This window comes from Stenotrophomonas sp. CCNWLW57, assembly GCF_037203925.1.
Classification (GTDB): Bacteria; Pseudomonadota; Gammaproteobacteria; order Xanthomonadales; family Xanthomonadaceae; genus Stenotrophomonas; species Stenotrophomonas rhizophila_A.
In genome coordinates this window covers 444,883-467,690 of the sequence record NZ_JBBCBJ010000002.1, presented here as the reverse complement: position 1 = coordinate 467,690, position 22,808 = coordinate 444,883, and the positions used below count along the sequence as shown (strand labels likewise).

The 22,808-nt window shown below is 68.2% G+C and carries 17 protein-coding genes; 14 read left to right on the top strand and 3 right to left on the bottom strand.

Going from position 1 to position 22,808, the window contains the following annotated elements; translation table 11 throughout:
- Positions 1-15 precede the first annotated feature (15 nt).
- The 9 genes from V9K91_RS06965 (at position 16) to V9K91_RS06925 (ending at position 14,675) form a co-directional block, all read left to right on the top strand.
- On the top strand, positions 16-1,041 hold the full coding sequence (locus V9K91_RS06965; protein WP_068853455.1) for an aspartate-semialdehyde dehydrogenase: 1,026 nt from the start codon (positions 16-18) through the stop codon (positions 1,039-1,041).
- Between the two features lie 78 nt (positions 1,042-1,119).
- A complete protein-coding gene (locus V9K91_RS06960) occupies positions 1,120-3,024 on the top strand; it encodes a FimV/HubP family polar landmark protein (RefSeq protein WP_336443252.1) in 1,905 nt (634 codons plus the stop codon).
- A gap of 43 nt (positions 3,025-3,067) precedes the next feature.
- Entirely contained in the window at positions 3,068-3,841 is a 774-nt protein-coding gene (truA, locus tag V9K91_RS06955; protein ID WP_068853450.1) for a tRNA pseudouridine(38-40) synthase TruA, read from the top strand.
- Positions 3,838-4,494: a phosphoribosylanthranilate isomerase gene (locus V9K91_RS06950; protein ID WP_093533384.1), complete on the top strand. Its 657-nt coding sequence runs from the start codon at positions 3,838-3,840 to the stop codon at positions 4,492-4,494. The genes truA and V9K91_RS06950 overlap by 4 nt, the downstream gene beginning before the upstream one ends.
- A gap of 197 nt (positions 4,495-4,691) precedes the next feature.
- Positions 4,692-5,372 (top strand): hypothetical protein, encoded by a 681-nt coding sequence (locus V9K91_RS06945; protein ID WP_249832858.1) that lies wholly within the window; start codon positions 4,692-4,694, stop codon positions 5,370-5,372.
- Positions 5,369-7,387, top strand: a complete 2,019-nt coding sequence (locus V9K91_RS06940; protein ID WP_068853444.1) for a hypothetical protein — start codon at positions 5,369-5,371, stop codon at positions 7,385-7,387. The genes V9K91_RS06945 and V9K91_RS06940 overlap by 4 nt, the downstream gene beginning before the upstream one ends.
- 89 nt (positions 7,388-7,476) lie before the next feature.
- Positions 7,477-12,834, top strand: coding sequence for a DNA repair ATPase (locus tag V9K91_RS06935; RefSeq protein WP_249832857.1), 5,358 nt, complete (start codon positions 7,477-7,479; stop codon positions 12,832-12,834).
- A 131-nt stretch (positions 12,835-12,965) separates the two neighbouring features.
- Complete coding sequence (locus tag V9K91_RS06930; RefSeq protein ID WP_337308177.1) at positions 12,966-13,535, top strand: hypothetical protein; 570 nt, start codon at positions 12,966-12,968, stop codon at positions 13,533-13,535.
- 39 nt (positions 13,536-13,574) lie between these two features.
- The gene (locus V9K91_RS06925) at positions 13,575-14,675 is read left to right on the top strand and encodes a toxic anion resistance protein (RefSeq protein WP_249832855.1); all 1,101 of its coding nucleotides are present in this window, start codon (positions 13,575-13,577) and stop codon (positions 14,673-14,675) included.
- A gap of 14 nt (positions 14,676-14,689) precedes the next feature.
- Here V9K91_RS06925 and V9K91_RS06920 read toward each other — a convergent pair whose 3' ends face one another.
- A complete protein-coding gene (locus V9K91_RS06920; RefSeq protein WP_249832854.1) occupies positions 14,690-15,577 on the bottom strand; it encodes a LysR family transcriptional regulator in 888 nt (295 codons plus the stop codon).
- Positions 15,578-15,672: 95 nt separating this feature from the next.
- On the opposite strand from V9K91_RS06920, the gene trpB reads away from it, so the two are divergent.
- From trpB to glmM, 5 genes are all read left to right on the top strand, one after another.
- Positions 15,673-16,899: a tryptophan synthase subunit beta gene (gene trpB / locus V9K91_RS06915; RefSeq protein ID WP_068853434.1), complete on the top strand. Its 1,227-nt coding sequence runs from the start codon at positions 15,673-15,675 to the stop codon at positions 16,897-16,899.
- Entirely contained in the window at positions 16,896-17,576 is a 681-nt protein-coding gene (locus V9K91_RS06910; RefSeq protein WP_095363461.1) for a hypothetical protein, read from the top strand. The genes trpB and V9K91_RS06910 overlap by 4 nt, the downstream gene beginning before the upstream one ends.
- 1 nt (position 17,577) lies before the next feature.
- Positions 17,578-18,387 (top strand): tryptophan synthase subunit alpha, encoded by an 810-nt coding sequence (gene trpA / locus V9K91_RS06905; RefSeq protein WP_249832852.1) that lies wholly within the window; start codon positions 17,578-17,580, stop codon positions 18,385-18,387.
- Positions 18,388-18,526: 139 nt separating this feature from the next.
- On the top strand, positions 18,527-19,405 hold the full coding sequence (accD, locus tag V9K91_RS06900) for an acetyl-CoA carboxylase, carboxyltransferase subunit beta (RefSeq protein ID WP_068853426.1): 879 nt from the start codon (positions 18,527-18,529) through the stop codon (positions 19,403-19,405).
- Positions 19,405-20,760, top strand: a complete 1,356-nt coding sequence (gene glmM / locus V9K91_RS06895; RefSeq protein ID WP_249832851.1) for a phosphoglucosamine mutase — start codon at positions 19,405-19,407, stop codon at positions 20,758-20,760. Before accD ends, glmM begins: the two co-directional genes overlap by 1 nt.
- 34 nt (positions 20,761-20,794) lie before the next feature.
- Here glmM and V9K91_RS06890 read toward each other — a convergent pair whose 3' ends face one another.
- Entirely contained in the window at positions 20,795-21,649 is an 855-nt protein-coding gene (locus V9K91_RS06890; protein ID WP_249832850.1) for a polysaccharide deacetylase family protein, read from the bottom strand.
- Positions 21,636-22,787: a glycosyltransferase family 4 protein gene (locus V9K91_RS06885; protein WP_307106654.1), complete on the bottom strand. Its 1,152-nt coding sequence runs from the start codon at positions 22,785-22,787 to the stop codon at positions 21,636-21,638. The genes V9K91_RS06890 and V9K91_RS06885 overlap by 14 nt, the downstream gene beginning before the upstream one ends.
- Positions 22,788-22,808: the final 21 nt, after the last annotated feature.

Here is a 22,808-nt window from a genome sequence, read left to right as displayed (position 1 = left end):
ATCAAAGAGAATTCCATGAGCAATCAAGACCGTCGCTTCCACGTCGCAGTCGTCGGTGCCACCGGCGCCGTCGGCGAAACCATGCTGGCCATCCTGGCCGAACGCAACTTCCCGATCGCCACCCTGAGCCTGCTCGCTTCCTCGCGTTCGGCCGGTGGCGACATCGAATTCGACGGGAAGAAGATCAAGGTCCAGGACCTGGCCACGTTCGACCCGAACGGCGTGGATATCGCGCTGTTCTCCGCAGGTGGCAGCGTCTCCAAGGAGTTCGGCCCCAAGTTCGCCGCCGCCGGTGCGGTGGTGATCGACAACTCCTCGGCCTTCCGTTACGACGATGACGTGCCGCTGGTGGTGTCCGAAGTGAACCCCGAGGCGCTGAAGAACCGCCCGCGCGGCATCATCGCCAACCCGAACTGCTCGACCATGCAGATGCTGGTCGCGCTGGCCCCGCTGCACCGCCAGTACGGTATCCAGCGCATCAACGTGGCCACCTACCAGTCGGTCTCCGGCGGTGGTCGCTCGGCGCTGGAAGAACTGGGCAAGCAGACCGGCCAGCTGCTCAGCTTCCAGGAGATCGACCCGCAGCGCTTCCCGGTGCAGATCGCCTTCAACCTGATCCCGCACATCGACGACTTCCAGGACAACGGCTTCACCAAGGAAGAGATGAAGCTGGTCTGGGAAACCCGCAAGATCCTCGGCGATGACAGCATCCTGGTGAACCCCACCGCGGTGCGCGTGCCGGTGTTCTACGGCCACTCCGAAGCGGTCACCATCGAAACCCGCGACAAGGTGACGCCGGATGCAGCACGCGAGCTGCTGTCGCGTTCGCCCGGCGTGGAAGTGGTCGACAAGCACGAAGCCGGCGGTTACCCGACCCCGGTCACCCACGCGTCGGGCACCGATGCGGTGTATGTCGGCCGCATCCGTGAAGACCTGTCGCACCCGCGCGGCCTGAACCTGTGGATCGTGTCGGACAACATCCGCAAGGGCGCCGCGCTCAATGCGGTGCAGCTGGCCGAGCTGGTGGCAGCCGAAGGCTGAGATGGAGGTGCCACGCAGGGCGTGGCACCTGCCACGTCCTTCGTGGCTGTATTGGTCGGGAATCGCTATATTGCCCGCATGAAGAACCGGGTTCCGGGCGCATCGCGCCCGCTCAAGTATGTCTCGACCCTGCTGCTGGCCCTGGCCAGCAGCTCCGCCATGGCCCTCGGGCTCGGCGACATCCGGGTGCTGTCCAAGCCCGGGCAACCCCTGCTGGCGGAGATCCCGGTCATTTCGGCCGATCCGGCCGAACTCGAGAACCTGCGCGTTGCGCTGGCCTCGCCGGTGACCTTTGCGCGCGTCGGGCTGGAACGCCCGACCGGGCTGGTGAGCGAGCTGCAGTTCGAACTGACCCGCGATGCCAACGGCCGTGCCGTGGTGCGGGTGAGCTCGCAGGCGCCGGTGACCACGCCGTCGCTCAACTTCCTGATTGAAGCCGACTGGGGGCAGGGCCGCCTGGTCCGCGAGTACTCGGCGCTGGTCGACGCGCCGGACAGTGCGTTGGCCGTGGCCGAACCGGAGATCGTCGCGCCGGCCGGTGCGATGTCCAACGCCATCGTGCGCGAGCCCGAACCTGCACCAGTGCAGCCGCCGGTAGCGCAGGCCGAGCCCACGCCGTCGCGCACCGCGCCGGTTCCCGCACGGGCCGCCGCCCCATCGCGCTCCGCTCCGTCCGCGGCGCCAGCGGCCACCGCCGCCGACGGCAGCATCACCGTGCAGCGCGGCCAGACCCTGTCGCAGATCGCCGGCAGCGTGGCCCGCGAGCAGGGCATCAGCCGCGACCAGGCAATGATTGCGCTGTTGCGTGCCAATCCGGAGGCCTTCATCCGTGGCAACGTGAACCTGCTCAAGCAGGGCGCGGTGCTGCGCAGCGCGGGGACCGACGCTCCGGTCGATGCCGCCCAGGCGGCCGCCATGGTGCGCGAGCACGCGGCGCAATGGCGCCAGTCGCGCTCGGCCATTCCGCAGCCGGTCGCCAGTGGCGTTGCCGCCGCGCCGGCCGCCACGGCGGCGCCTGCACCTGCGGCCACCGCAGCCGCCGCAGGTGGACGCCTGGAGATCGCCCCCGCGGTCGCCGCTACCGATGACAACGCAGGTACAACCACCGGCACCGCTGCCGGCAGCGAGGGTGACATGCTGGGCAACGAACAACTGCGGCAGGCCAAGGAAGACGTGGCAACCCGCGATGCCGAGATCCAGGAGCTGCGCAACCGCGTGGCCGAACTGGAGAAGCTCAAGCAGCAGCAGGCCTCGCTGATTGCCATGAAAGACACGGACCTCGCCGCCGCCCAGCAGCGACTGGGCGAAGCCCCGGCCACGCGCGAGGCGGGCAGTGGCGGCTGGGCCTGGCTGGGGCTGGCGGTGCTGCTGTTGATCGTGGCCGGTTGGGCCGTGGCCCGTCGGCGCAAGCCGTCCCCGCTGCCGCCGCTGCGCCGCGAGGGACTGGATGCAGCCAGCCTGGCCGCAGCTGTTCCTGCCGCCGATTACGTGGACGAACTGGCGGCCCAGCAGGACGTGGCCGCTGACGAGCCCGACCTGCGCGATGCGCCGGATTACGTGCTGGCCGAGCCGGATGGGCTCGACGCGGGGCGACGCGAGCCGGTGTTCACCCTGGAGCCGCAGCCGGGCCGCCCGGTGCAGGACGTCGAGGAGACGGTTGCCCCCCCGGTGGTGGTGCCGGCCGCACCGGTTGCCGCCGAAGACGTCGTTCCGCCGCATGCGCTCGAAGCGGCGGCGCAGCCGTCCTATCGTGGCGTGTTTGAATTCCCCGAGGACGCTGCTGCTGCGGCCGAAGCACCCGTGCCGGTCCACCACGACCCGGCCCCGCTCGGTGCACCCGGTCGCGACCGCCTTGAACTGGCCATCGCCTACCTCGACCTGGGCGATGCCGAAACCGCCCGCATCCTGCTGATGGAGGTTGCCCAGGCGGGCGACCCGCACAGCCAGCAGCAGGCGCACGAGCTGCTGTCGCGGCTCGGATGAGCCGCGTCGGCCGCCCTCCCGCATTTGAAGTGAAGTCCTGAACATGCGTTACGCATTGGGCGTGGAATACGACGGCAGCGAGTTCAAGGGCTGGCAGCAGCTCGGTGAGAGCGGCTGCCCCAGCGTGCAGGCCAGCCTGCAGGACGCCCTTTCATCGGTGGCCGCTGCGCCGATCCAGGTGGTCTGTGCCGGGCGCACCGATGCCGGCGTGCACGGCGAATGCCAGGTGGTGCACTTCGAGACCGATGTGGCGCGTGATCCGCGCGGCTGGACCCTGGGCACCACCACCCGGCTGCCACGCTCGATCGCGGTGCGCTGGTGCGTGCCGGTGGCCGATGACTTCCACGCGCGCTTCTCCGCCCGCGCCCGGCGTTACCGCTACCGGCTGCTCAACCGGCAGATCCGCCCGGCACTGCACCGGCAGACCCTGAGCTGGGAGCGCCGGCCGCTCGATGCCGCGCTGATGCACCAGGCCGGGCAGGCCCTGCTCGGCGAGAACGACTTCAGCGCCTTCCGCAGCGCCCAGTGCGAGGCGCTGCACGCCCGCCGCGAGCTGCAGGCGATCAGCGTGACCCGCCAGGGCGAGATCGTGGAGGTCTGCGTTCAGGCCAATGCATTCCTTCATCACATGGTGCGCAATATCGTCGGCTCATTGATCCTGATTGGCTGTGGGGAAAAGCCGGTGTCGTGGATGGCCGAGCTGCTGGCCGGCCAGGACCGCACCGTGGCCGGCCCGACCGCACCGCCGCAGGGCCTTGTATTCGTTGGCCCGTTGTACCCCGACAACTGGCACCTGCCCGCCGAGGTCACCCTATGAGCCGCTCCTTCTACCGCACCCGCATCAAGTTCTGCGGCATGACCCGCGCCGGCGATGTGCGCCTGGCCGGCGAACTGGGCGTGGATGCGGTGGGTTTCATCTTCGCCCGGGAAAGCAAGCGCCGCGTGGCCCCGGCCGAAGCCCGCGCCATGCGCCAGGCGATCGCGCCGATGGTGGACGTAGTCGCGCTGTTCCGCGACAACAGCAAGGAAGAAGTGCGTGAGGTGCTGCGCACCGTGCGGCCGACCCTGCTGCAGTTCCACGGCGACGAAGACGAATCGTTCTGCCGCAGCTTCAACATGCCGTACCTGAAGGCGGTGGCGATGGGCGGCCGTGAAGAGGTCAATGCCCGCCAGCTGCAGCTGCGCTACCCCAGCGCGGCCGGCTTCCTGTTCGACAGCCACGCCCCGGGCGGCGGTGGCGGCACCGGCGTGGCCTTCGACTGGACCCGCCTGCCGACCGGCCTGCACCGCCCGTTCCTGCTGGCCGGCGGCATCACCCCGGACAACGTGTTCGACGCCATCGTGGCCACCCTGCCGTGGGGCGTGGACGTCTCCAGCGGTATTGAAAGCGAGCCGGGCATCAAGGACGGCTACAAGATGCGCAAGTTCGTCGAAGAAGTCCGCCGCGCGGACTGTCACGAAGCCGATTAGGCCCAAGGGCCAATCCGCGACGGCTCCCGACCGTTGGCCGGGAGCCCTTCTGCGTCGGAAACGCCTATGTGCGTATCCGCCGATTTCACGTAGCATCGACAGGACAGGACGCGGCCAGCCCGGCGCGTAGTCGCGGGAGGCCGGAGTGTCTCCTGCAGGACGCCGCGGGGGCGGCACCGATGCAGGGAAGTAGTGGAATGGCGGAATTTCTCACTGTCGCGCTTACGTTTCCCACGCTGCCTTACAGCATCGTGCTGGCGTTCGCCATGGTCTATTGGCTGTTGGCCGCCTGTGGGGTGGTGGACGACGGTATCGGCGGCGACGGCGTGGACCTTGAGCTGGGCGATGACGGCCTGCACGGGCTTTCCGGCATGTTCGCCCGGCTTGGCCTCGGCGGCGCCCCGGTCATGCTGGTGATCGCGCTGCTGGCCTTCTTCGGCTGGACCGCCACCTATTTCGTCCACCTTTTCCTGCTGCAGCCGCTGCCGGCGCCGATGCGCTGGCTGGCCGGCAGCGCCACTGCGGTGTTGGCGCTGGTGCCGGCGGTACCGGTCACTGCCTGGCTGCTGCGCCCGATCCGTCGCCTGCTCCTGCGGCTGCGCCCGGTGCCGCAGCGGTCGCTGCTCGGCCGGGTCGGGGTGGTCGCCTCGCCGCAGGTAACCGCCGAGGCCGGCCATGCCACCGTCGACGACGGCGGTGCCGGACTCATCCTGCAGGTGCGCGTGCGCGACGGCGTGCCGCTGCCGCGCGGCGAACGCATCGTCCTGCTCGACTACCTGCCCGAGACCAACCACTACCTGGTGGCCCGTGAACACGGGCACCCCGCGCTTTCGTTCCAAGACAGCCTGATTCCGGGCGATAAGGAGATCCACCGATGAGTTTTGCGACCATGGCCCCCTTCCTGATCGGGGTGGGCGCCCTGCTGGTGCTGATGCTTGGCCTGGCCGGCCTGTTCAAGGCGTTCTACCGCAAGGTGGACCAGGGCGTGGCCCTGATCGTCAACGACATGAGCGCCCAGCCCAAGGTGCATTTCACCGGCGCCCTGATCATTCCCGTGCTGTACCGCGCCGAGCTGATGCGGATCAGCCTGATCACCCTGCAGATCGACCGCCGTGGCAAGGAAGGCCTGATCTGCCGCGACAACATGCGCGCCGACATCGCGGTGGCGTTCTACCTGCGGGTCAATGAAACCCAGGCCGATGTGCTGCGCGTGGCCAAGGCCATTGGCGCCGACCGCGCCTCGGACAAGCATGCGGTCGATGAACTGTTCAATGCCAAGTTCTCCGAAGCGTTGAAGACGGTGGGCAAGAAGTTCGAGTTCACCGAACTGTTCGAGAAGCGCCAGGAGTTCCGCGACGAGATCATCGCGGTGATCGGCAACGACCTCAACGGCTACGCGCTGGAAGACGTCGCCATCGATTACCTGGAGCAGACCCCCAAGCTGCTGCTGGACCAGAACAACATCCTGGATGCGCAGGGCATCCGCAAGATCACCGAGCTCACCGCCGCGCAGAACGTGGTGACCAACGAGCTGGAACAGAACGAAAAGCTCGCCATCACCAAGAAAAACGTGGAAGCACGTGAAGCGCTGCTGGCGCTGGAACGCCAGCAGGCCGAGGCCGAAGCCCGCCAGAAGCGCGAGATTGAAACCATCCAGGCCCGCGAGCAGGCGGAAACCGCGAAGGTGCAGGAAGAGCAGCGCCAGTTGTCCGAGCAGGCCCGCATCGAAGCGCAGGAAGTCATCGAAATCCGCGAGCAGAACCGCATGCGCGAGGTCGAGGTGGCCGAACAGAACCGCCAGCGCGCCGTCGCCATCGAAGCCGAACGGGTCGAACGTGCGCGCCAGCTGGAACAGGTCACCACCCAGCGCGAAGTGCAGCTGCAGGGCGTGGAGCGGGACAAGGTGGTCGAGTCCGGCAAGATGGACGTGGCCAACATTACCCGTGAGCGCATCGCCATCGACAAGACCGTGGCGCAGGAAGAAGAGCGCATCAAGGAAGTGCGTGAAGTCTCCGAGGCCGATCGCCAGAAGCAGGTGCTGATCCTGGAGGCCGAAGCCAAGGCGCAGGAACTGATGGTGCGCCAGGTCAAGGAAGCCCAGGCAGCCGAGACCTCGGCCAAGCACCGCGCGGTGGAGATCACCACGCTGGCCCAGGCCGAACACGAAGCCGCAGGCAAGCAGGCCGAAGCCAAGCGCCTGCTGGCCGACGGTACCCGCGCCGAACAGGCCGCACCGGGCCTGGCCGAAGCGCAGGTGCGTGAAGCGTCCGCGCTGGCCATCGAAAAGGTCGGTATCGCCGAGGCCCGCGTGATCGAGGCCAAGGCCGAAGCGAGCCTCAAGCAGGGCACCAACGACGCCCGCGTGCTGGCCGAGACCCTGCAGGCGCAGGCCCAGGGCGAGGAGCAGATGGGTCGTGCCCGCGCCAGCGCCACCGAATCGGTGGGGGGCGCCGAAGCGGGCGTGGTGCAGAAGAAGCTGCTGGCGGAGGCCGAAGGCCTGGTGCGCAAGTTCGAGGCCATCGCGTCGCTGAGCGATACCGCGCGCGGCCACGAAGAGTTCCGCATGATGCTCGACAACAGCCTCAAGCAGGCCCTGGCCTCGATCGAAGCGGGCAAGGAAGTCTCGCGCGAGAACGCCGGCGTCATCGCCAGCGCGCTGCGCAATGCCGACATCGACCTGGTAGGGGGCGACGGTGGCATGTTCGAGAACCTGATCAAGGCGGTGTCGCTGGGCAAGTCGATCGAAGGGCTGGCCGGCAAGAGCCCGATCGTGCAGGACCTCATGCAGCGCTACCTGGGGGTCGCGCCGCGCGAGGACAGCCCGCGCAAGATCGAAGACCAGCACCTGGCCGAGGTCGAAACCGTGTCGGCCACCGTGGTCGACGCCCGCTGAGCCCCCGATGGCGCGCCGCGCGCGCGCCGTCGACGCCCTCTCACTGGCCGGCCTGTCCGGCCGGTTGTCCGTGAGCCGGAAGGAAGCCGATGTCTGATACCGCCCAACGTCCCGAGCCGTCGCCGCCGGAAGCCACCACCACCGTCGACCAGGCCGTTGCCCAAGGGGGTGCCTATGAAGTGCTGCGCCGCCGGTTGGGTGACCAGGGCGGCCGCCTGCGCGGCCTGGCCGATGCGCTCAACCAGCAGCGCCTGGCCGAATTCGGCGACAGCCGCCTGGAGGTCACCGGCCGCTTCCGCATCCGCAGCGAGAACAACTGCGTGGGCCGCGACATCGTGCAGGTCGGCCCCGACCTGCTGCTGTTCGGTTACAACGTTTTCCTGGGGCTGAAGACCCAGACCCGCGTGGAAGACGTGTTCGGGCTGTACCGGCTGGTACAGGCGGGCGAGGGCTACGACGTGGTGCCGGTGGAAGCCAAGGGCAGCTTCCTGGCGCAGGCCGCCTTCGTGCACGACTTCGGCGAACTGTATGCGTATTACAAGCACGCGCGCCTGCTGCAGCTGATCAAGGTCGGCGACAAGCTTCTGGCGTCCTTCCAGATCGGCGAGCGCAGCACCGACGTGCGCGTGTTCCGCTGGGCGGTCGCCCGCGATGGCGCGCTGACCTATCTGGACGCCCGCGGCGAACGCGATATCGCGTTGCCGCCACCGTTTGATTTCGAATGGACCCGGGCCACCCGCGACATGGCGGTCAGTGGCCGCCATTCGCACCTGAACATCCTCGATACCCTGTTCGTCGAGACCACCGGTGGCGACCTCACCATCAAGGTGGAGAACAACACCGAAAGCGGGCAGGGCATCTACAGCGAACCGGTCGACGACAGCACCCAGTCACTGGATGACGCGCAGTTCGATTTCGTCCGGGTTGGTTCGCTGGTGCTGCTGAAGGTATTGCCGTACCGCGAAACCACCTGGCGCGGGCTGATCTACAACACACTCACCGGCACCATCACGCGCAACGATGCGATCGTGCAGGCCTGCGTGCAGCTGCCCGAAGACCACGGCATCATCTTCCCTGGCGGCTACTACCTGCAGAGCGGCGAGCACAAGGCGTTCGACGCGGCCATGCAGGGCATGCAGTTCAAGCGCGCCATCCGCTCGCCGAACGGCGAAGATGTGCTGTACATCTTCTATGAGCGTGAAGGCGGGCGCTCGGCGCTGTTCGTGTACAACACCATCCAGCGCGTGCTGCAGACGCCGGTGTTCGGCCACGGCTACGCCTTCCTGCACGATGGACGGATGGTGCTGTTCCATGCCGAAGGCACCGAGCCCACCCGCATCCACCCGATGCAGGTGTGGCAGACCCCCTTCAGCAGCGACGAGTTCGCCGCGAGCCGGCCACCCGGCAACACCTTCATGGGCCGGATCGGCAATGCCGAACTGGTGCGCGGCATTTCCAACCTGTTCGACCTGGCCCGCACCATCGAAGGCCAGGATGTGTCGGTGCAGCGCTACCAGCGCCTGGTGCAGGACACCCGGCGGCTGTTCGACGCCCACCACTGGCTGGACGACGCGCAGTGCGACGGGGCCGCGGGCCTGCTGCGCGAGATCAGCGCCACCGGTGAGTCGGTGCTGGACGAGTACGAAAAGGTACAGTCGATCCGGCAGCAGTCGGCGCAGGCCATGGCCCAGGCGCAGGCCGGCCAGAAGGCCCTGCTGGCCCGCCTGCAGCCGGAAAACTGGACCGAAGTGCAGGCCTTCGTGGAGGCGCTGAACGCGATCTCCACCCAGCGTGGCCACCTGTTGACCATCCGCGATTACCGTTACATCGACACCGATGTGATCGATGCGATGACCGCCGCCCTGCAGGAGGCCCACGATCGTATCGGTACGGCCACCGGCCAGTTCCTGGGCGGCGAGCAGGCACTGGCGCCGCTGGGCGCGCGCCTGCAGGTGCTGGACGAAGCGGCCCAACAGGCCGAGAGCGCCCGCGTGCTGGACGAGCAGCTGGCTGGCATGCGTGCGATGGCGGCCGACCTGGACATGCTGTCGACGCTGATGGCCGGGTTGAAGGTGGATGACGCCAGCGCACGCACCCGCGTGGTGGAATCCATCTCCGCGGTGTACGCCCGGCTCAACCAGAGCCGGGTGCGCGCCGAACAGCGTCGGCGCACGCTGGGGTCGGCCGAGGCGGTGGCGCAGTTCGCCGCGCAGTTCGCGCTGTTCTCCCAGGCCATCACCAGCGCGCTGGCCATGGCCACCGACCCGGAGCGGGCCGATGAGCAGATGTCGCGCCTGCTGGTGCAGCTGGAAGAACTGGAAAGCCAGTTCGGCGAGCACGAGCAGTTCCTGGGCGACATCCTGGCCAAGCGCGAAGAACTGATCGAAGCCTTCGAAACGCACAAGCAGGCGCTGCAGGACGAGCGCCAGCGCAAGGCACGTTCGGTGCTGGACGCCGCCACCCGCATCCTCGATGGCCTGGCCAAGCGCACCGAGCGCTTTGCCAGTGCCGACGAGCTCAACGCCTTCTTCGCCGGCGACGCGCTGGTGCTCAAGCTGCGCGAGTTGGCCGGGCGCCTGCGCGAGCTGCGCGACAGCGTCAAGGCCGACGATGTCGAAGCGCGCCTGAAGGGCGTGCGCGACCAGGCCGTGCGCGCGCTGCGCGACCGTACCGAGTTGTTCGAGGAGGGGGGCAATGTGGTCCGGCTGGGGCCGCGCCACCGCTTCAGCGTCAACACCCAGGCGCTGGACCTGACCCTGCTGCCGCGCGGGGATGAGTTGGCCATCCACCTGACCGGCACCGACTTCCTGGAGACACTGCACGACCCGGAGCTGGCCGGCCTGAAGGCATACTGGCAGGTCGGGCTGGATTCCGAATCGGCGCAGCTGTATCGGGGCGAGTACCTGGCCGGCAGCCTGCTGCAGGCGGCGATGGAAGGCCGCGACGGCCTTGAGTTGGCCACCCTGCAGCGCAGTGCCGCCGAGCCCGACGCGCTGGAACGGATCGTGCGCGACTTCGCCGCCCCGCGTTACCGCGAAGGGTACGAGCGCGGCATCCATGACCACGACGCCGGCCTGATCCTGCACGCACTGCTGCCGCTGCAGCAGGCTGCCGGAACCCTGCGGTACGCGCCAAGCGCCCGCGCGTTGGCAATGCTGTTCTGGTCCGCGCAGCAACGCCGCGATGATGTCATGCAGTGGGCTGCACGACAGGCCGGTGCCGATGCGATCGCGCGCCTGTTCGGGTCACGCGAAGGCCAGGTGGCGCTGCTGGCCGACATCGACGCTGCGCTGTGCGGATTCGTCGAAGAGCGCAAGCTGCCGTTCGACCGGGTTCAGGTACAGGCCGCGGCAGCGTATCTCGCCGCGGAACTGGGCGCCGGCGAGCCGGTGTTCAGTACCAGCCGTTATGCGCAGGCGCTGCTGGATGCACTGGGCCAGCAGCTGCAGGCCGCCGGCCAGCGCGAGGCCTTCGACCGTGCCCTGCAGCGCGAACAGGATGGCCTGGCGGCGCGCTGGGCACTGGCCGGGCAGTGGCTGCGCGCGTTGTGCCAGCTGCCTGCGTTCACCGACCACCTCGCCTATGCCGATGAAGCGGCGGCGCTGCTGCTGGTTGCGCGCACGTTGCGTACCCGGCCCAGCGACGTGGCGCTGCTGGTACAGGTTGACGGCCTGCTGGGCGAGCATGCGCGCGTGCAGAAGGGGCGCCTGCTGTTGTCGCTCGACGACTTCCTGGCCCGCCTGCGCGACCACCTGCAGGTGTTCGTGCCGGCGTTCCATGCCTACCAGGGCGTGCGCCAGCGCATCATCGGCCGCGAGCGCGATGCCCTGCGCCTGTCTGAATTCAAGGCACGGCCGCTGTCGTCGTTCGTGCGCAACAAGCTGATCAACGATGTGTACCTGGGCGTGATCGGCGACAACCTCGCCAAGCAGATGGGCACCGTCGGCGAGAACAAGCGCAGCGACCTGATGGGCCTGCTGATGATGATCTCGCCGCCCGGCTACGGTAAAACCACTCTGATGGAGTACGTGGCGCATCGGCTGGGGCTGGTCTTCATGAAGATCAATGGCCCCGCGCTCGGCCATGAGGTGCGTTCGCTGGATCCGGCCCAGGCGCCGGATGCCACGTCGCGGCAGGAACTGGAAAAGCTCAACCTGGCGCTGGAGATGGGCAACAACACCATGTTGTATGTCGACGACATCCAGCACACCCATCCGGAGTTCCTGCAGAAGTTCATTTCCCTGTGCGACGGCACCCGCCGCATCGAAGGCGTGTGGCGCGGGCGCACCCGCACCTACGACATGCGCGGCAAGAAGTTCTGCGTGGTGATGGCCGGCAACCCGTACACAGAGTCCGGCGAAGTGTTCAAGATCCCGGACATGCTGGCCAACCGCGCCGATATCTACAACCTGGGCGATGTGCTGGGCGGCATGGAAGATGCTTTCACCCTGAGCTACATCGAGAACAGCCTGACCTCCAACCCGGTGCTGGCCCCGTTGGCCACCCGCGACATGGCCGATCTGTACCTGCTTGCCGAGCGTGCTGCAGGCAAGGAGGTCTCGACCAACGCGCTCAGCCACGCCTACAGCGGTGCGGAGATCAACGAGATCGTCGCCACCCTGCAGCGCATGCTGCGCGTGCGCGACGTGGTGTACCGGGTCAACCAGCAGTACATCGCCAGTGCCGCGCAGGACGACCGCTACCGTACCGAACCGCCGTTCCGCCTGCAGGGCAGCTACCGCAACATGAACAAGCTGGCCGAGAAGATCTCGCCGGTGATGAACGACGCCGAGCTGCAGCAGCTTGTCTCCGACCACTACCTGGGCGAGGCCCAGCTGCTTACCACCGGTGCGGAAGAGAACCTGCTCAAGCTGGCTGAGCTGCGCGGGATGCAGGGCGACGAAGAACAGCAGCGCTGGGCCCAGATCAAGCGCGATTTTCTGCGCAACAAGGCCATGGGCGCCGGCGACGCCGATGTCGGCGGCCGGGTGGTGGCACAGCTGGCCGATATCGCCAGTGCGCTGCAGCCCAGCGCTGCCCCGGCGGCGGTGGTGGAGGAAGAACCCGCACCGTGGCCTGCGCTGCTGGCCGCGCTGGACCGGCTGGCCCAGGCCCACGCCGCCAGCGTGGCCCCTGCGGCCGCGCCCGCCGAGGCGCCCCTTGCCGAACCCTTGTCGAAAGGGCTGCAGCAGGGCCTTGCGCCATTGCTGCAGCTGCTGGGCCAGTCCAATGCGCAGCAGGTCCGCACCGGAGAGACGCTGGCGTTGTTGGCCAGCTGGGTGCGCCAGCAGGCCGAGCGCGAGCCGGCACCCGCCGCACGTCCGCGCGTACGCCGCGCCAGCACGCCCGAAGAGCGCGCGCTGGATGAGGCGCTGATGCGCCATTTCTACGGCGAATCGGCACGGCCACCGCGTGACGCGGCCGCTGCGGACGACGCGCACGCATGAGTGCAGACTGGCCCCTTCCGACAGCACCGCCTCCCGATGCCGCCGATCTGGCGCATTGGGGAGAAGCGGTGGTGGCCGCAGTGGGACAGCGGGATGCAGCGACCCCGGCAGCCGCACGGGCAGCACACCCATTGCTTGACCTGTTGGGGCAACTGGCACTGGTGCTGCAAGCGACCGCGCCCGGTGGCGTGCGCCGGCAGACCGGCTGGTGGGGTCGTTTGCTTGGCCGCGACGTTGAAGGCGAGCTGGACGCGCGCGACTGGCAGTCGCGCCTTGGCGTCTTGTTGGCCCAGACTGACGTGGCGGCGCAGGCGCTGCGGAAACAGAGCAGCAGATATCCCGCCGCGCAGGCCACCGCGCTCGATGCGGCACGGGCCATCCAGCGGTGGGCGGATGCCGGTGCCGCACAGCTGTCCACGCTGCCGGCACAGCTGCAACCGGTACTGGCCCAGCGTGTGGACCACCTGCGCCGGCTGGCCGCCGTGCAGCAGCTCGAAGCTGGGCAGTGGCAGCTCTTGTTCGAACAGGACAGTGCCCTGCTGGCGCGCAGCCAGCGCATCACCGAAACGTTGTTGCCGGCCTGGCGGCAGGCGGTACTGGCGCGCCGCGCCGGTGACCAGCAGCAGCGCAACCAGCAGGCCGCGCAGCTGCAGGCACAGATCACCGCCGAGCTGGCCTCGGCGCAGGCTAGACTCGACTGACCCCCAGACCCGATTGACCCCCTTCAAGGAGATCACGCCATGACCCAGGATCCGCAGGACAACACCGCGCTTGCCGTGGCACCGGCCGCCGTCGACGACGCCACCCTGCAGGCCCTCGGGTTGGTAGCTGACGACCTGCCGCGCATCGCGGAAATCGGCCGCAGCCTGGAGGACATCCGTCCGGGCAACCTGCAGGTGTTCGGGCGCGAAGCGGCGGCCAAGACCGCGGCGTTCTCCAGCCAGCTGCTTGACCAGGTGCGCAACCGCGACCTGGACGCCAGTGGTGACAAGCTGGGCGAAGTGGTGCGCATCGCGCGCACGCTCAACCTGGATGGCCTCACCCAGCGTTCGAAGGTGCCGGTGATCGGGGGGCTGATCGACAAGCTGCGCGCCTCCAAGGGCGAGCTGGTGCAGAAGTTCAGCGACACCAACCGCCAGATCGAGCAGCTGCTCGGCGATGTCGGCGGCCAGCAGGCACTGATGGGCCAGCGTGTGGGCGAGTTCGACCGCATGCACGAGATCGTGCGCGAGGAACGTCACGCACTGGGCCTGCACATCGCCGCCGGCAAGCAGCGGCTGGCCGGCCTGCGCAGTGAACAGCTGGCCGGTGCCGGCAGTGAAGATCCGCAGGTGCGCATCCGCCAGGGAGAGCTGGACAACGCGATCCGGCTGCTCGACAAGCGGGTGGGCGACCTGGTCGTGATGCAGCATGCGGCCGATCAGTCGCTGCCGATGATCCGCCTGATCCAGGCCAATGCGATCCAGCTGATCGAGAAATTCAACACCGTCCGCGACATCACCATTCCGTCGTGGAAGCGCCAGTTCGCGATCCAGCTGTCGTTGAGCGAGCAGAAGCGTGCGGCGGAGCTGTCCAACACGATCGATGACGCCACCAACGAGCTGATGCGACGCAACGCAGACCTGATGCGGCAGACCTCGGTGGACACTGCCAAGGCCAACCAGCGTGCGGTGATCGACGTGGCGACCCTGCGCCACACCCACGAGCAGCTCATCGCCACCGTGGAAGAAGTCCGCACCATCCACCGCGAAGGCATGCAGCAACGCCAGCAGGCCGAGGTGGAACTGGCCAAGCTGCGCGATGACGTTCAGCAGCGCCTGGCGGCCCCCACTGCTGTTTAAGTGGGGGAACGACCCTACCGCAGCTGTTTGGCCAACCACCCGGCCAAGGATTCCACCCGCGGATCCTGGCCACCCTCCGGGGTGGCCAGCACCCAGAAGCCACCGGTTGCGGCAAAACCCCACGGCGCCAGCAGGCGCCCGGCTGCCAGCTCATCGGCCACCAGTGGCTCGGGCGCGATCGCCACGCCGAGTCCTGCCACCGCCGCCTCCAGCAGGTAGTACAGGTGCTCGAACCCGGTGCCCAGCTGCAGCTGCGCCGGGTCCAGATCATGCGACAACGCCCAGTCCGGCCACGCCTGCGGGCGCGAGGTGGTGTGCAGCAGCGGTTCGCGCAGCAGCGCCTGCGGTGGCTGCCGGCGCAGGCGCACCGCAGCCGGATGCTGCGGGCTGACCACCACGCCGACGCGTTCCGGGGCCAGTTCGCGCACCTGCCAGCCACGCGGCCACGGCGGCTGCGCCAGCAGCAGCACCGCATCCAGCGCCTGCTGCTGTTCGGTAAAGCTGCCGTCCTGCGCCGACCAGTGCAGCGGCACCTGCGGCAGGTCGGCCTGCAGCGCGGGCAGGCGTGGAATCATCCACCGCGCCAGGATGCTGCCGCTGCAGCCCAGTACCAGCGCCTCCGGCCGCTGCCGGCGCTGCAGGGTGTCCACCGCCTCGCGGATCTGGGTGAACGCCCCGGCGCAGGCAACCTGCAGCGCCTGGCCGGCGGCGGTCAGGCGCAGGCCGCGGCCGGCGCGTTCGAACAGCGCCAGCCCCAGGTGCTCCTCGAGCAGCCGCAGCTGGCGGCTGATCGCCCCGTGGGTCACATGCAGCGCTTCTGCGGCGCGTGCCACGCCGCCCAGCCGGGCGGTGGCCTCGAAGCTGCGCAGCGCGTTGAGGGGCGGCAACGGCGTACGGCTCATGTGAGTTTTCCTGACGTGTTTGTGCAGATAATATCGATATTCCGGTCACCACATGTGCGCTAAATTGTCAGCCTGTCTCCAACGGCTGTCGCGTCATGTCCGTATCGCCCGTCCCCCCCATCACCGATTTCCACGCCTACCCCGACGCCAACGGCCATTTCGGCCGCTATGGCGGCAGTTTCGTTGCTGAAACGCTGATCGGGCCACTGCAGGAGCTGGCGGCGGCCTATGACGAAGCGCGCCGTGACCCCGCCTTCATCGCCGCCTACGACAAGGATCTCACCCATTACGTGGGCCGGCCCAGCCCGATCTACCACGCCGAGCGGCTGAGCCGGCAGGTCGGCGGGGCGCAGATCCTGCTCAAGCGCGAAGACCTGAACCACACCGGCGCGCACAAGATCAACAACACCATCGGCCAGGCCCTGCTGGCCGCGCGGATGGGCAAGAAGCGCATCATCGCCGAGACAGGTGCCGGGCAGCACGGCGTGGCCAGCGCCACCGTGGCCGCACGGCTGGGCCTGGAATGCGTGGTGTACATGGGTGCCACCGACATCGAGCGGCAGAAGATCAACGTCTACCGCATGAAGCTGCTGGGCGCGACGGTGGTGCCGGTCACGTCGGGCTCGGCCACGCTCAAGGATGCGCTCAACGAAGCCATGCGCGACTGGGTCACCAACGTGCGCGATACCTTTTACATCATCGGCACCGTCGCCGGCCCAGACCCGTACCCGCGCATGGTGCGCGACTTCAACGCCATCGTCGGCCGCGAAGCACGCGCACAGATGCTCACCGATTACGGTCGCCTGCCCGATGCGATCACTGCCTGCGTCGGCGGCGGCAGCAATGCCATCGGCCTGTTCCATGCCTTCCTCAACGATCGCGACGTGCGCATCGTCGGCGCCGAAGCGGCCGGCGACGGCATCGAGACCGGGCGCCACGCGGCCTCCATCGCGGCAGGCCGCCCGGGCGTGCTGCATGGCAACCGCACCTATGTGATCTGCGACGACGACGGCCAGATCATTGAAACCCACTCGGTCTCGGCCGGGCTGGATTACCCCGGCGTGGGCCCGGAACACGCGTTCCTGGCCGACGCCGGTCGCGCCGAATACGTGGGCATCACCGACGATGAAGCGCTGGCCGCGTTCCACCAGCTGGCGCACAGCGAAGGCATATTGGCCGCGCTGGAATCCAGCCATGCCGTGGCCCAGGCGATCAAGATCGCGCGCGAGCTGCCCAGCGACAAGCTGGTGCTGTGCAACCTGTCCGGCCGTGGTGACAAGGACGTGCACACCATTGCCGCGCGCGAGGGCCTGGTTCTGTGAATCCAGTGCTGCGCCAGGGAAGTGCGCTGCTGATCGTGGTCGGTCTGGCCGGTTGCAAGCCGCCCGAGCCGCCGGTGCTGGCCCCCGCGGCGACGCCGGCGGCCATTGCGCCGGCCCGGCTGCCGGCGAGCAATGATGATGTGGCAGATCGCCCGTTCGAGGATGCACCACAGGACGCACCGCCTGCGGACCAAACCGATGCGCCGGCCGTGGTTTCGGTCGCGCTGGATCATGCCGGCGACGTGCTGGTCGGCCAGCGTTTCAGCGAAGTCGAAGCGGACGGCGCATGGCATTCGGCCGGCCTGAGCGAAGGCGATGGTGCGCGCGCCTGCGAGTACTACGAGCGAGGCAGCCTGCCCGAAGGGGTGTCGATGATGGTCGATGATGGCCACGTGCAGCGCTTCGACCTCGACACCATCGACGGTTCCTACGAGGCCATTGTCCAGCCGGGGCCGTTCGGCCTGCGCCTGGGCATGTCGCTGGCCGACGCGCTCGAACGCCTGCCCCCCGGCGGCACCCGCACACCGCATGCCTACGACCCGGACGTGGGTGAGTACCTGACCTGGCAGGACCCCGGATCGGATCTGGCGATCCGGCTGGAGATCTTCGGCGGGGTGATATCGAAGCTGTACTGGGGCGCCAGTGGCGCCGTTGAATTGAAAGAAGGATGTGCCTGAGATGCCTGTTGCCCGTATCGACGCCTGTTTCGCCCGCCTGCGTGCCAGTCGCCGCAAGGCGCTGATTCCGTTCATCACCGCCGGCGATCCGGGCCTGGATGCGACCGTGCCGGTGATGCATGCGCTGGCCGCTGCCGGTGCGGACGTGATCGAACTCGGGGTGCCGTTCTCCGACCCGATGGCCGATGGCCCGACCATCCAGCGCAGCTCCGAACGCGCGCTGGCGCGCGGCGCTGGCCTGCGTTACGTGCTGGACACGGTGCAGGCGTTCCGGCGTGACGATACCACCACCCCGGTGGTGCTGATGGGGTATCTGAACCCGGTGGAGATCCACGGCACGGCGCGCTTTGCCGAGGCGGCAATCGCGGCGGGCGTGGATGGTGTGCTGCTGGTGGACCTGCCGCCGGAAGAGGCGGCCGAAACCCTGGAGATCTTCACCGCTGCCGGCCTGGCGCTGATCCTGCTGGCATCGCCGACCACGGCCGACGCCCGGTTGGATCTGCTTTCGTCGATGGCCAGGGGTTACCTCTATTACGTAAGTTTTGCCGGTGTCACCGGTGCGTCGGAACGGCTCGACAGCAGCGCTGCCGGTACCCGCCTGCGTGACCTGCGCAGCCGCTCGACCGTGCCGGTGGTGGCAGGGTTCGGCATCAAGGATGCAGAGAGCGCCGCCGCCATGGCCGTAGAGGCCGATGGCGTGGTGGTCGGCAGCGCGCTGGTGGCGGCCTTGGCCGAGACGGTCGATGCCACCGGCGCCGCCCAGGTGGCGCGAACCTTCCTGCAGCCGCTGCGCGCCGCGCTGGACGCCTGAGAAGGCCGCAACGTACGGCCCAGCATGGTTTTCACGCCGGGATAACCCCGCCGGCAGGGGGTCCCGGCCGTGGAACGGGTGAGCTAGACTGTCCGCCTTTGCGGCCCTCGGGCCGCCCTGAACGGAAGTGTCATCCCGCATGAGTTGGCTCAGCAAGTTGATGCCGTCGGGCATCCGCACCGACAACGTCCCCAGCAAGAAGCGCAGCGTCCCCGAGGGCCTGTGGGAGAAGTGCAGCAGCTGCGGCAGCGCGCTTTACGGTCCTGAGCTGGAAGAGAACCTGGAAGTCTGCCCCAAGTGTGGCCACCACATGGCCATCCGCGCGCGGGCGCGCCTGGCGTCGTTGTTCGACGCTGACAGCACCACTGAAATCGCCGCGCGCCTGGGGCCGACCGACCTGCTCAAGTTCAAGGACCAGAAAAAGTACAGCGAGCGCATCAAGGCCTCGCAGAAGAACACCGGCGAATACGATGCGCTGATCGCCATGCAGGGTCTGCTCAAGGGGCGGCCGCTGGTGGCCTCGGCCTTCGATTTCGCCTTCATGGGCGGCTCGATGGGCTCGGTGGTCGGCGAGCGCTTTTCGCTGGCCGCAGAAAAGGCGCTGGAAATCGGCGCGCCCTACGTGTGCTTCTCCGCCAGTGGCGGTGCGCGCATGCAGGAAGGCCTGTTCTCGCTGATGCAGATGGCCAAGACCTCGGCGGCGCTCGGTCGCCTGCGCGCGGCGGGGCTGCCTTACATTTCGGTGCTGACCCATCCCACCACCGGTGGCGTGTCGGCGTCGTTCGCGATGCTGGGCGACATCAACATCGCCGAGCCGCAGGCGCTGATCGGCTTCGCCGGCCCGCGCGTGATCGAGCAGACGGTGCGCGAGAAGCTGCCGGAAGGTTTCCAGCGCTCGGAGTTCCTGCTCGAGCACGGCGCCATCGACCAGATCTGCGACCGCCGCGAGATGCGTGACCGCCTGTCCGACCTGCTGGCCATGCTGGGCCGCCAGCCCGCCCCGGACGCTGCTGCCTGATGGGCGCGCGCAGGTATTTCGGCACCGACGGCATCCGCGGTCGGGTCGGGCAGGGCGTCATCTCGGCGGACTTCGTGCTGCGCCTGGGCAATGCGCTGGGCCGCGTGCTGACCGAGCGTAACGGTCATCGGCCGGTGGTGGTGATCGGCAAGGACACGCGCATTTCGGGCTACATGTTCGAAGCGGCGCTGGAAGCCGGGCTGGTCGCGGCCGGGGCCGACGTGCAGCTGCTCGGGCCGATGCCGACCCCGGCGGTCGCGTTCCTGACCCGTACGCTGGGCGCAGACGCCGGGATCGTGATCAGTGCCTCGCACAACCCGCATTACGACAATGGCATCAAGTTCTTCTCCGCCGATGGCGAGAAGCTCGACGATGCAACGGAGCTGGCGCTGGAAGCGGCGCTGGATACCGATTTCACCACGGCCGATTCGGATCGGCTGGGGAAGGCCGCGCGCGGTCGTGATGCGGTGGGCCGCTACATCGAGTTCTGCAAGGCCAGCGTGCCGCGCGGGTTTGACCTGCGCGGGTTGAAGATCGTGCTGGACTGCGCTCACGGCGCCACGTACCACATCGCGCCGCTGCTGTTCCGGGAGCTGGGTGCGGAGGTGGTGGCCATCGGTGCCGAGCCGAACGGGGTCAACATCAACGATGGCGTCGGTTCGATGCACATCGACAACTTGGCGGCCAAGGTGCGTGAGGTGGGTGCAGACCTGGGCATCGCATTCGATGGTGACGGTGACCGCGTGTTGATGGCCGATGACCAGGGCAACCCGGTCGACGGGGACGACCTGCTGTATGTGCTGGCCCCGTCGTGGCAGCGCAGCGGGCGCCTGCGCGGTCCGGTGGTGGGCACGCTGATGACGAACTTCGGGCTGGAGCAGGCGCTGGAACGCCTGGGCCTGCCGTTCCAGCGCAGCAATGTGGGCGACCGCTACGTGCACCAGGCGCTGGTGGAAGGTGGCGGGGTGCTCGGTGGTGAAGCGTCGGGGCACCTGTTGTGCCTGGATCGCGCCACCACGGGCGATGCGATCGTCAGTGCGCTGCAGGTGCTGGAAGTGCTGCGTCGCGAAGGCAAGAGCCTGCGCGAATCGCTGGTCGGGCTGACCCGGGTACCGCAGAAGACGGTCAACGTGCGCCTGGCGGGTGTTTCTGCAAAGGTGATCGTGCAGTCCGAAGGCGTGCAGTCGGCACTTGCCGCTGCGCAGCAGGCGGTCAAGGGCCGCGGCCGCGCGTTCCTGCGCCCCTCCGGCACCGAGCCGGTGGTGCGCGTCACGGTTGAAGCAGATACCGCCGAGCTGATGCAGACCACACTGGACAGCCTGTCCAGCGCGGTGAAAGCAGCAGCCGCAGCGTAATGAAAAACCCGGCTTCGGCCGGGTTTTTTTTGCACTACGGCCCCGGCACCATTTTTTTCTGCCTGGCCTTGAACCGGTTGAACACCGGCGCGATCAACGGGTGGTAACTCCACGCGATGCGCTTGCGCAGCCAGCTGGCGGGGCGGTTGCGGATGGCGAAACGGTAGATGTGTTCCGGATCGCCGCCGACCACGTTGCGGCCGAACGGGTGGGTGGTGTGCAGGTAGCGGAAGCCCTGCGCGCGTGCGATGGGCAGGTAGTCCTCGTCGAAATCGCCGTAGGGCCAGCACAGCGTGTCGGACACTTCGCCCAGCTGTTCCTGCAGCACGCCGCGCGCCATTTCCAGGTCCCGGGTGATGCCTTCGCGCTTCTGTTCACGGCTGATGTCCTGCTTCATCCAGCGCGTGTGGGTGTGGGTGTGGCAGTGCACTTCGAAGGTGCCGGCGTCGATCATGGCGCGCGCTTCGCTCCAGCGCATCATCACGTCGTCGTGGCGGTTCTCGCGCAGGATCGCCGCCTCACAGCCGCGGTGGTCGGGCGTGGCGGGCAGTGCCGCACCGGGCTGGCCGGCGTGCGGCCGTACCGGGCCTTCGCCCATCCAGCCGGTGACCACGAACACCACGGCGTGCATGCCGTACTTCTGCAGGATCGGGTGCGCGTACACCCAGTTGTCCAGGTAACCGTCATCGAAGGTGATCACGATGGACTTCCGTGGGACGGGCTTGCCGGCCAGGAAGCCGGCGTACTGCTCGAGCGTGAGCGAGGTCCAGCCGTTGCCGGCCAGCCAGGCGATCTGGCTTTCAAAGTTTTCCGGCGACACCGTGATCATGCCCGGCGAGGGCGACACGTGGTGGTGCATCAGCACCGGCACGGTTCTAGCGTTGGCCATGGCCCAGTTCCTTCAACCACTGGTGGTAATAGTGTTCGGTGGCTTCAGTGTGCCCGGTCGGGGTGAAGCGGTGCGCGCTGCGCATCCAGTCCCACCCGGCCTGGCCCATCTGCCGGCGTCGCTCCGGCTGCTCGACCAGGGTCTGCAGCGCGCGGGTGAGCGCGGCCCGGTCGCCGAGCGGGGCGAGCAGGGCATTGCTGCCTTCCACCAGCATCTCCGGCACGCCGCCGACGCGGGTGGCCACGATCGGCACGCCGACGTAGGCGGCCTCGAGGAACACCGTGCCGGCCGCCTCCTTGTGGGTGGCCAGGGCAAAGATGTCGAAGCCGGTCATCAACCGGCAGGCGCCGTGGCGGTAGCCGAGCAGGTGGACCTGCGCGGCGATGCCGAGCGCTTCGCGCAGCGCCTTGAGTTGATCCAGCACGGGCTGGCCGTCGCCCACGATCACCAGCTGCAGGTTCGGCTGCTGGCGGCACAGCGGGGCCATGGCGCGCAGCAGGTCGGCATGGCCCTTGGCTTCGCGCAGCACCGCGACGCAGCCGACGACGATCTGGTCATCGGTGAAGCCAAGTTCGCGGCGAACCTCGGCACGGGTTTCCTGCAGGCACTGCCAGGCATCATCGCTGTGCACCTGCGACCACTGCGGCGGCACGGCGATGGGCGGAACGATGCCGATGTGGCCGTCGGCCACGCCGCGGTGGACCAGCAGCTGCTTCACGAAGCTGCTCACGGTCAGCACCCGGTGGGGCAGGCCGGTGTAGGTGAGCAGGGAGTTGACCGGGCTCATCAGGTGCCGTGAGCGCACCACCAACGGCGCGCCGGCCAGGCGCGCACCGGCGGCGGCAATGAGTGCGTCGCGGCGGCTGGTAGTGTTGACCACGTCATAGGTGTGCCGACGCACCAGCCGTTTCACCGACCAGATGCCGCGCAGCAACCGCAGCAGCCCACCCATCTTCAGCGCATGCACGGTGAAGCCCGCTTCGCGCGCCACTTCGCCCAGGCGTGCACCGGGCTGGCACAGCAGCGACACGTCGTGGCCGCGCTCGCGCATGGCCAGCATGTGCCGGTAGATGTAGATCTCCTGGCCGCCAAATCCCTTGGCGGCTTCCGTGTGCAGGATTTTAAGGGGCTTGTTCATCATGAACGTTCCAGGGGTCTA

Coding starts and splice junctions, on each gene's coding strand:
- V9K91_RS06935 (WP_249832857.1), top strand. CDS start 7,477: ATGTCTGATACCGCCCAACGTCCCGAGCCGTCGCCGCCGGAAGCCACC.
- accD (WP_068853426.1), top strand. CDS start 18,527: ATGAGTTGGCTCAGCAAGTTGATGCCGTCGGGCATCCGCACCGACAAC.
- V9K91_RS06960 (WP_336443252.1), top strand. CDS start 1,120: ATGAAGAACCGGGTTCCGGGCGCATCGCGCCCGCTCAAGTATGTCTCG.
- truA (WP_068853450.1), top strand. CDS start 3,068: ATGCGTTACGCATTGGGCGTGGAATACGACGGCAGCGAGTTCAAGGGC.
- V9K91_RS06950 (WP_093533384.1), top strand. CDS start 3,838: ATGAGCCGCTCCTTCTACCGCACCCGCATCAAGTTCTGCGGCATGACC.
- V9K91_RS06945 (WP_249832858.1), top strand. CDS start 4,692: ATGGCGGAATTTCTCACTGTCGCGCTTACGTTTCCCACGCTGCCTTAC.
- trpA (WP_249832852.1), top strand. CDS start 17,578: ATGCCTGTTGCCCGTATCGACGCCTGTTTCGCCCGCCTGCGTGCCAGT.
- V9K91_RS06940 (WP_068853444.1), top strand. CDS start 5,369: ATGAGTTTTGCGACCATGGCCCCCTTCCTGATCGGGGTGGGCGCCCTG.
- V9K91_RS06925 (WP_249832855.1), top strand. CDS start 13,575: ATGACCCAGGATCCGCAGGACAACACCGCGCTTGCCGTGGCACCGGCC.
- trpB (WP_068853434.1), top strand. CDS start 15,673: ATGTCCGTATCGCCCGTCCCCCCCATCACCGATTTCCACGCCTACCCC.
- glmM (WP_249832851.1), top strand. CDS start 19,405: ATGGGCGCGCGCAGGTATTTCGGCACCGACGGCATCCGCGGTCGGGTC.
- V9K91_RS06885 (WP_307106654.1), bottom strand. CDS start 22,787: ATGAACAAGCCCCTTAAAATCCTGCACACGGAAGCCGCCAAGGGATTT.
- V9K91_RS06965 (WP_068853455.1), top strand. CDS start 16: ATGAGCAATCAAGACCGTCGCTTCCACGTCGCAGTCGTCGGTGCCACC.
- V9K91_RS06890 (WP_249832850.1), bottom strand. CDS start 21,649: ATGGCCAACGCTAGAACCGTGCCGGTGCTGATGCACCACCACGTGTCG.
- V9K91_RS06920 (WP_249832854.1), bottom strand. CDS start 15,577: ATGAGCCGTACGCCGTTGCCGCCCCTCAACGCGCTGCGCAGCTTCGAG.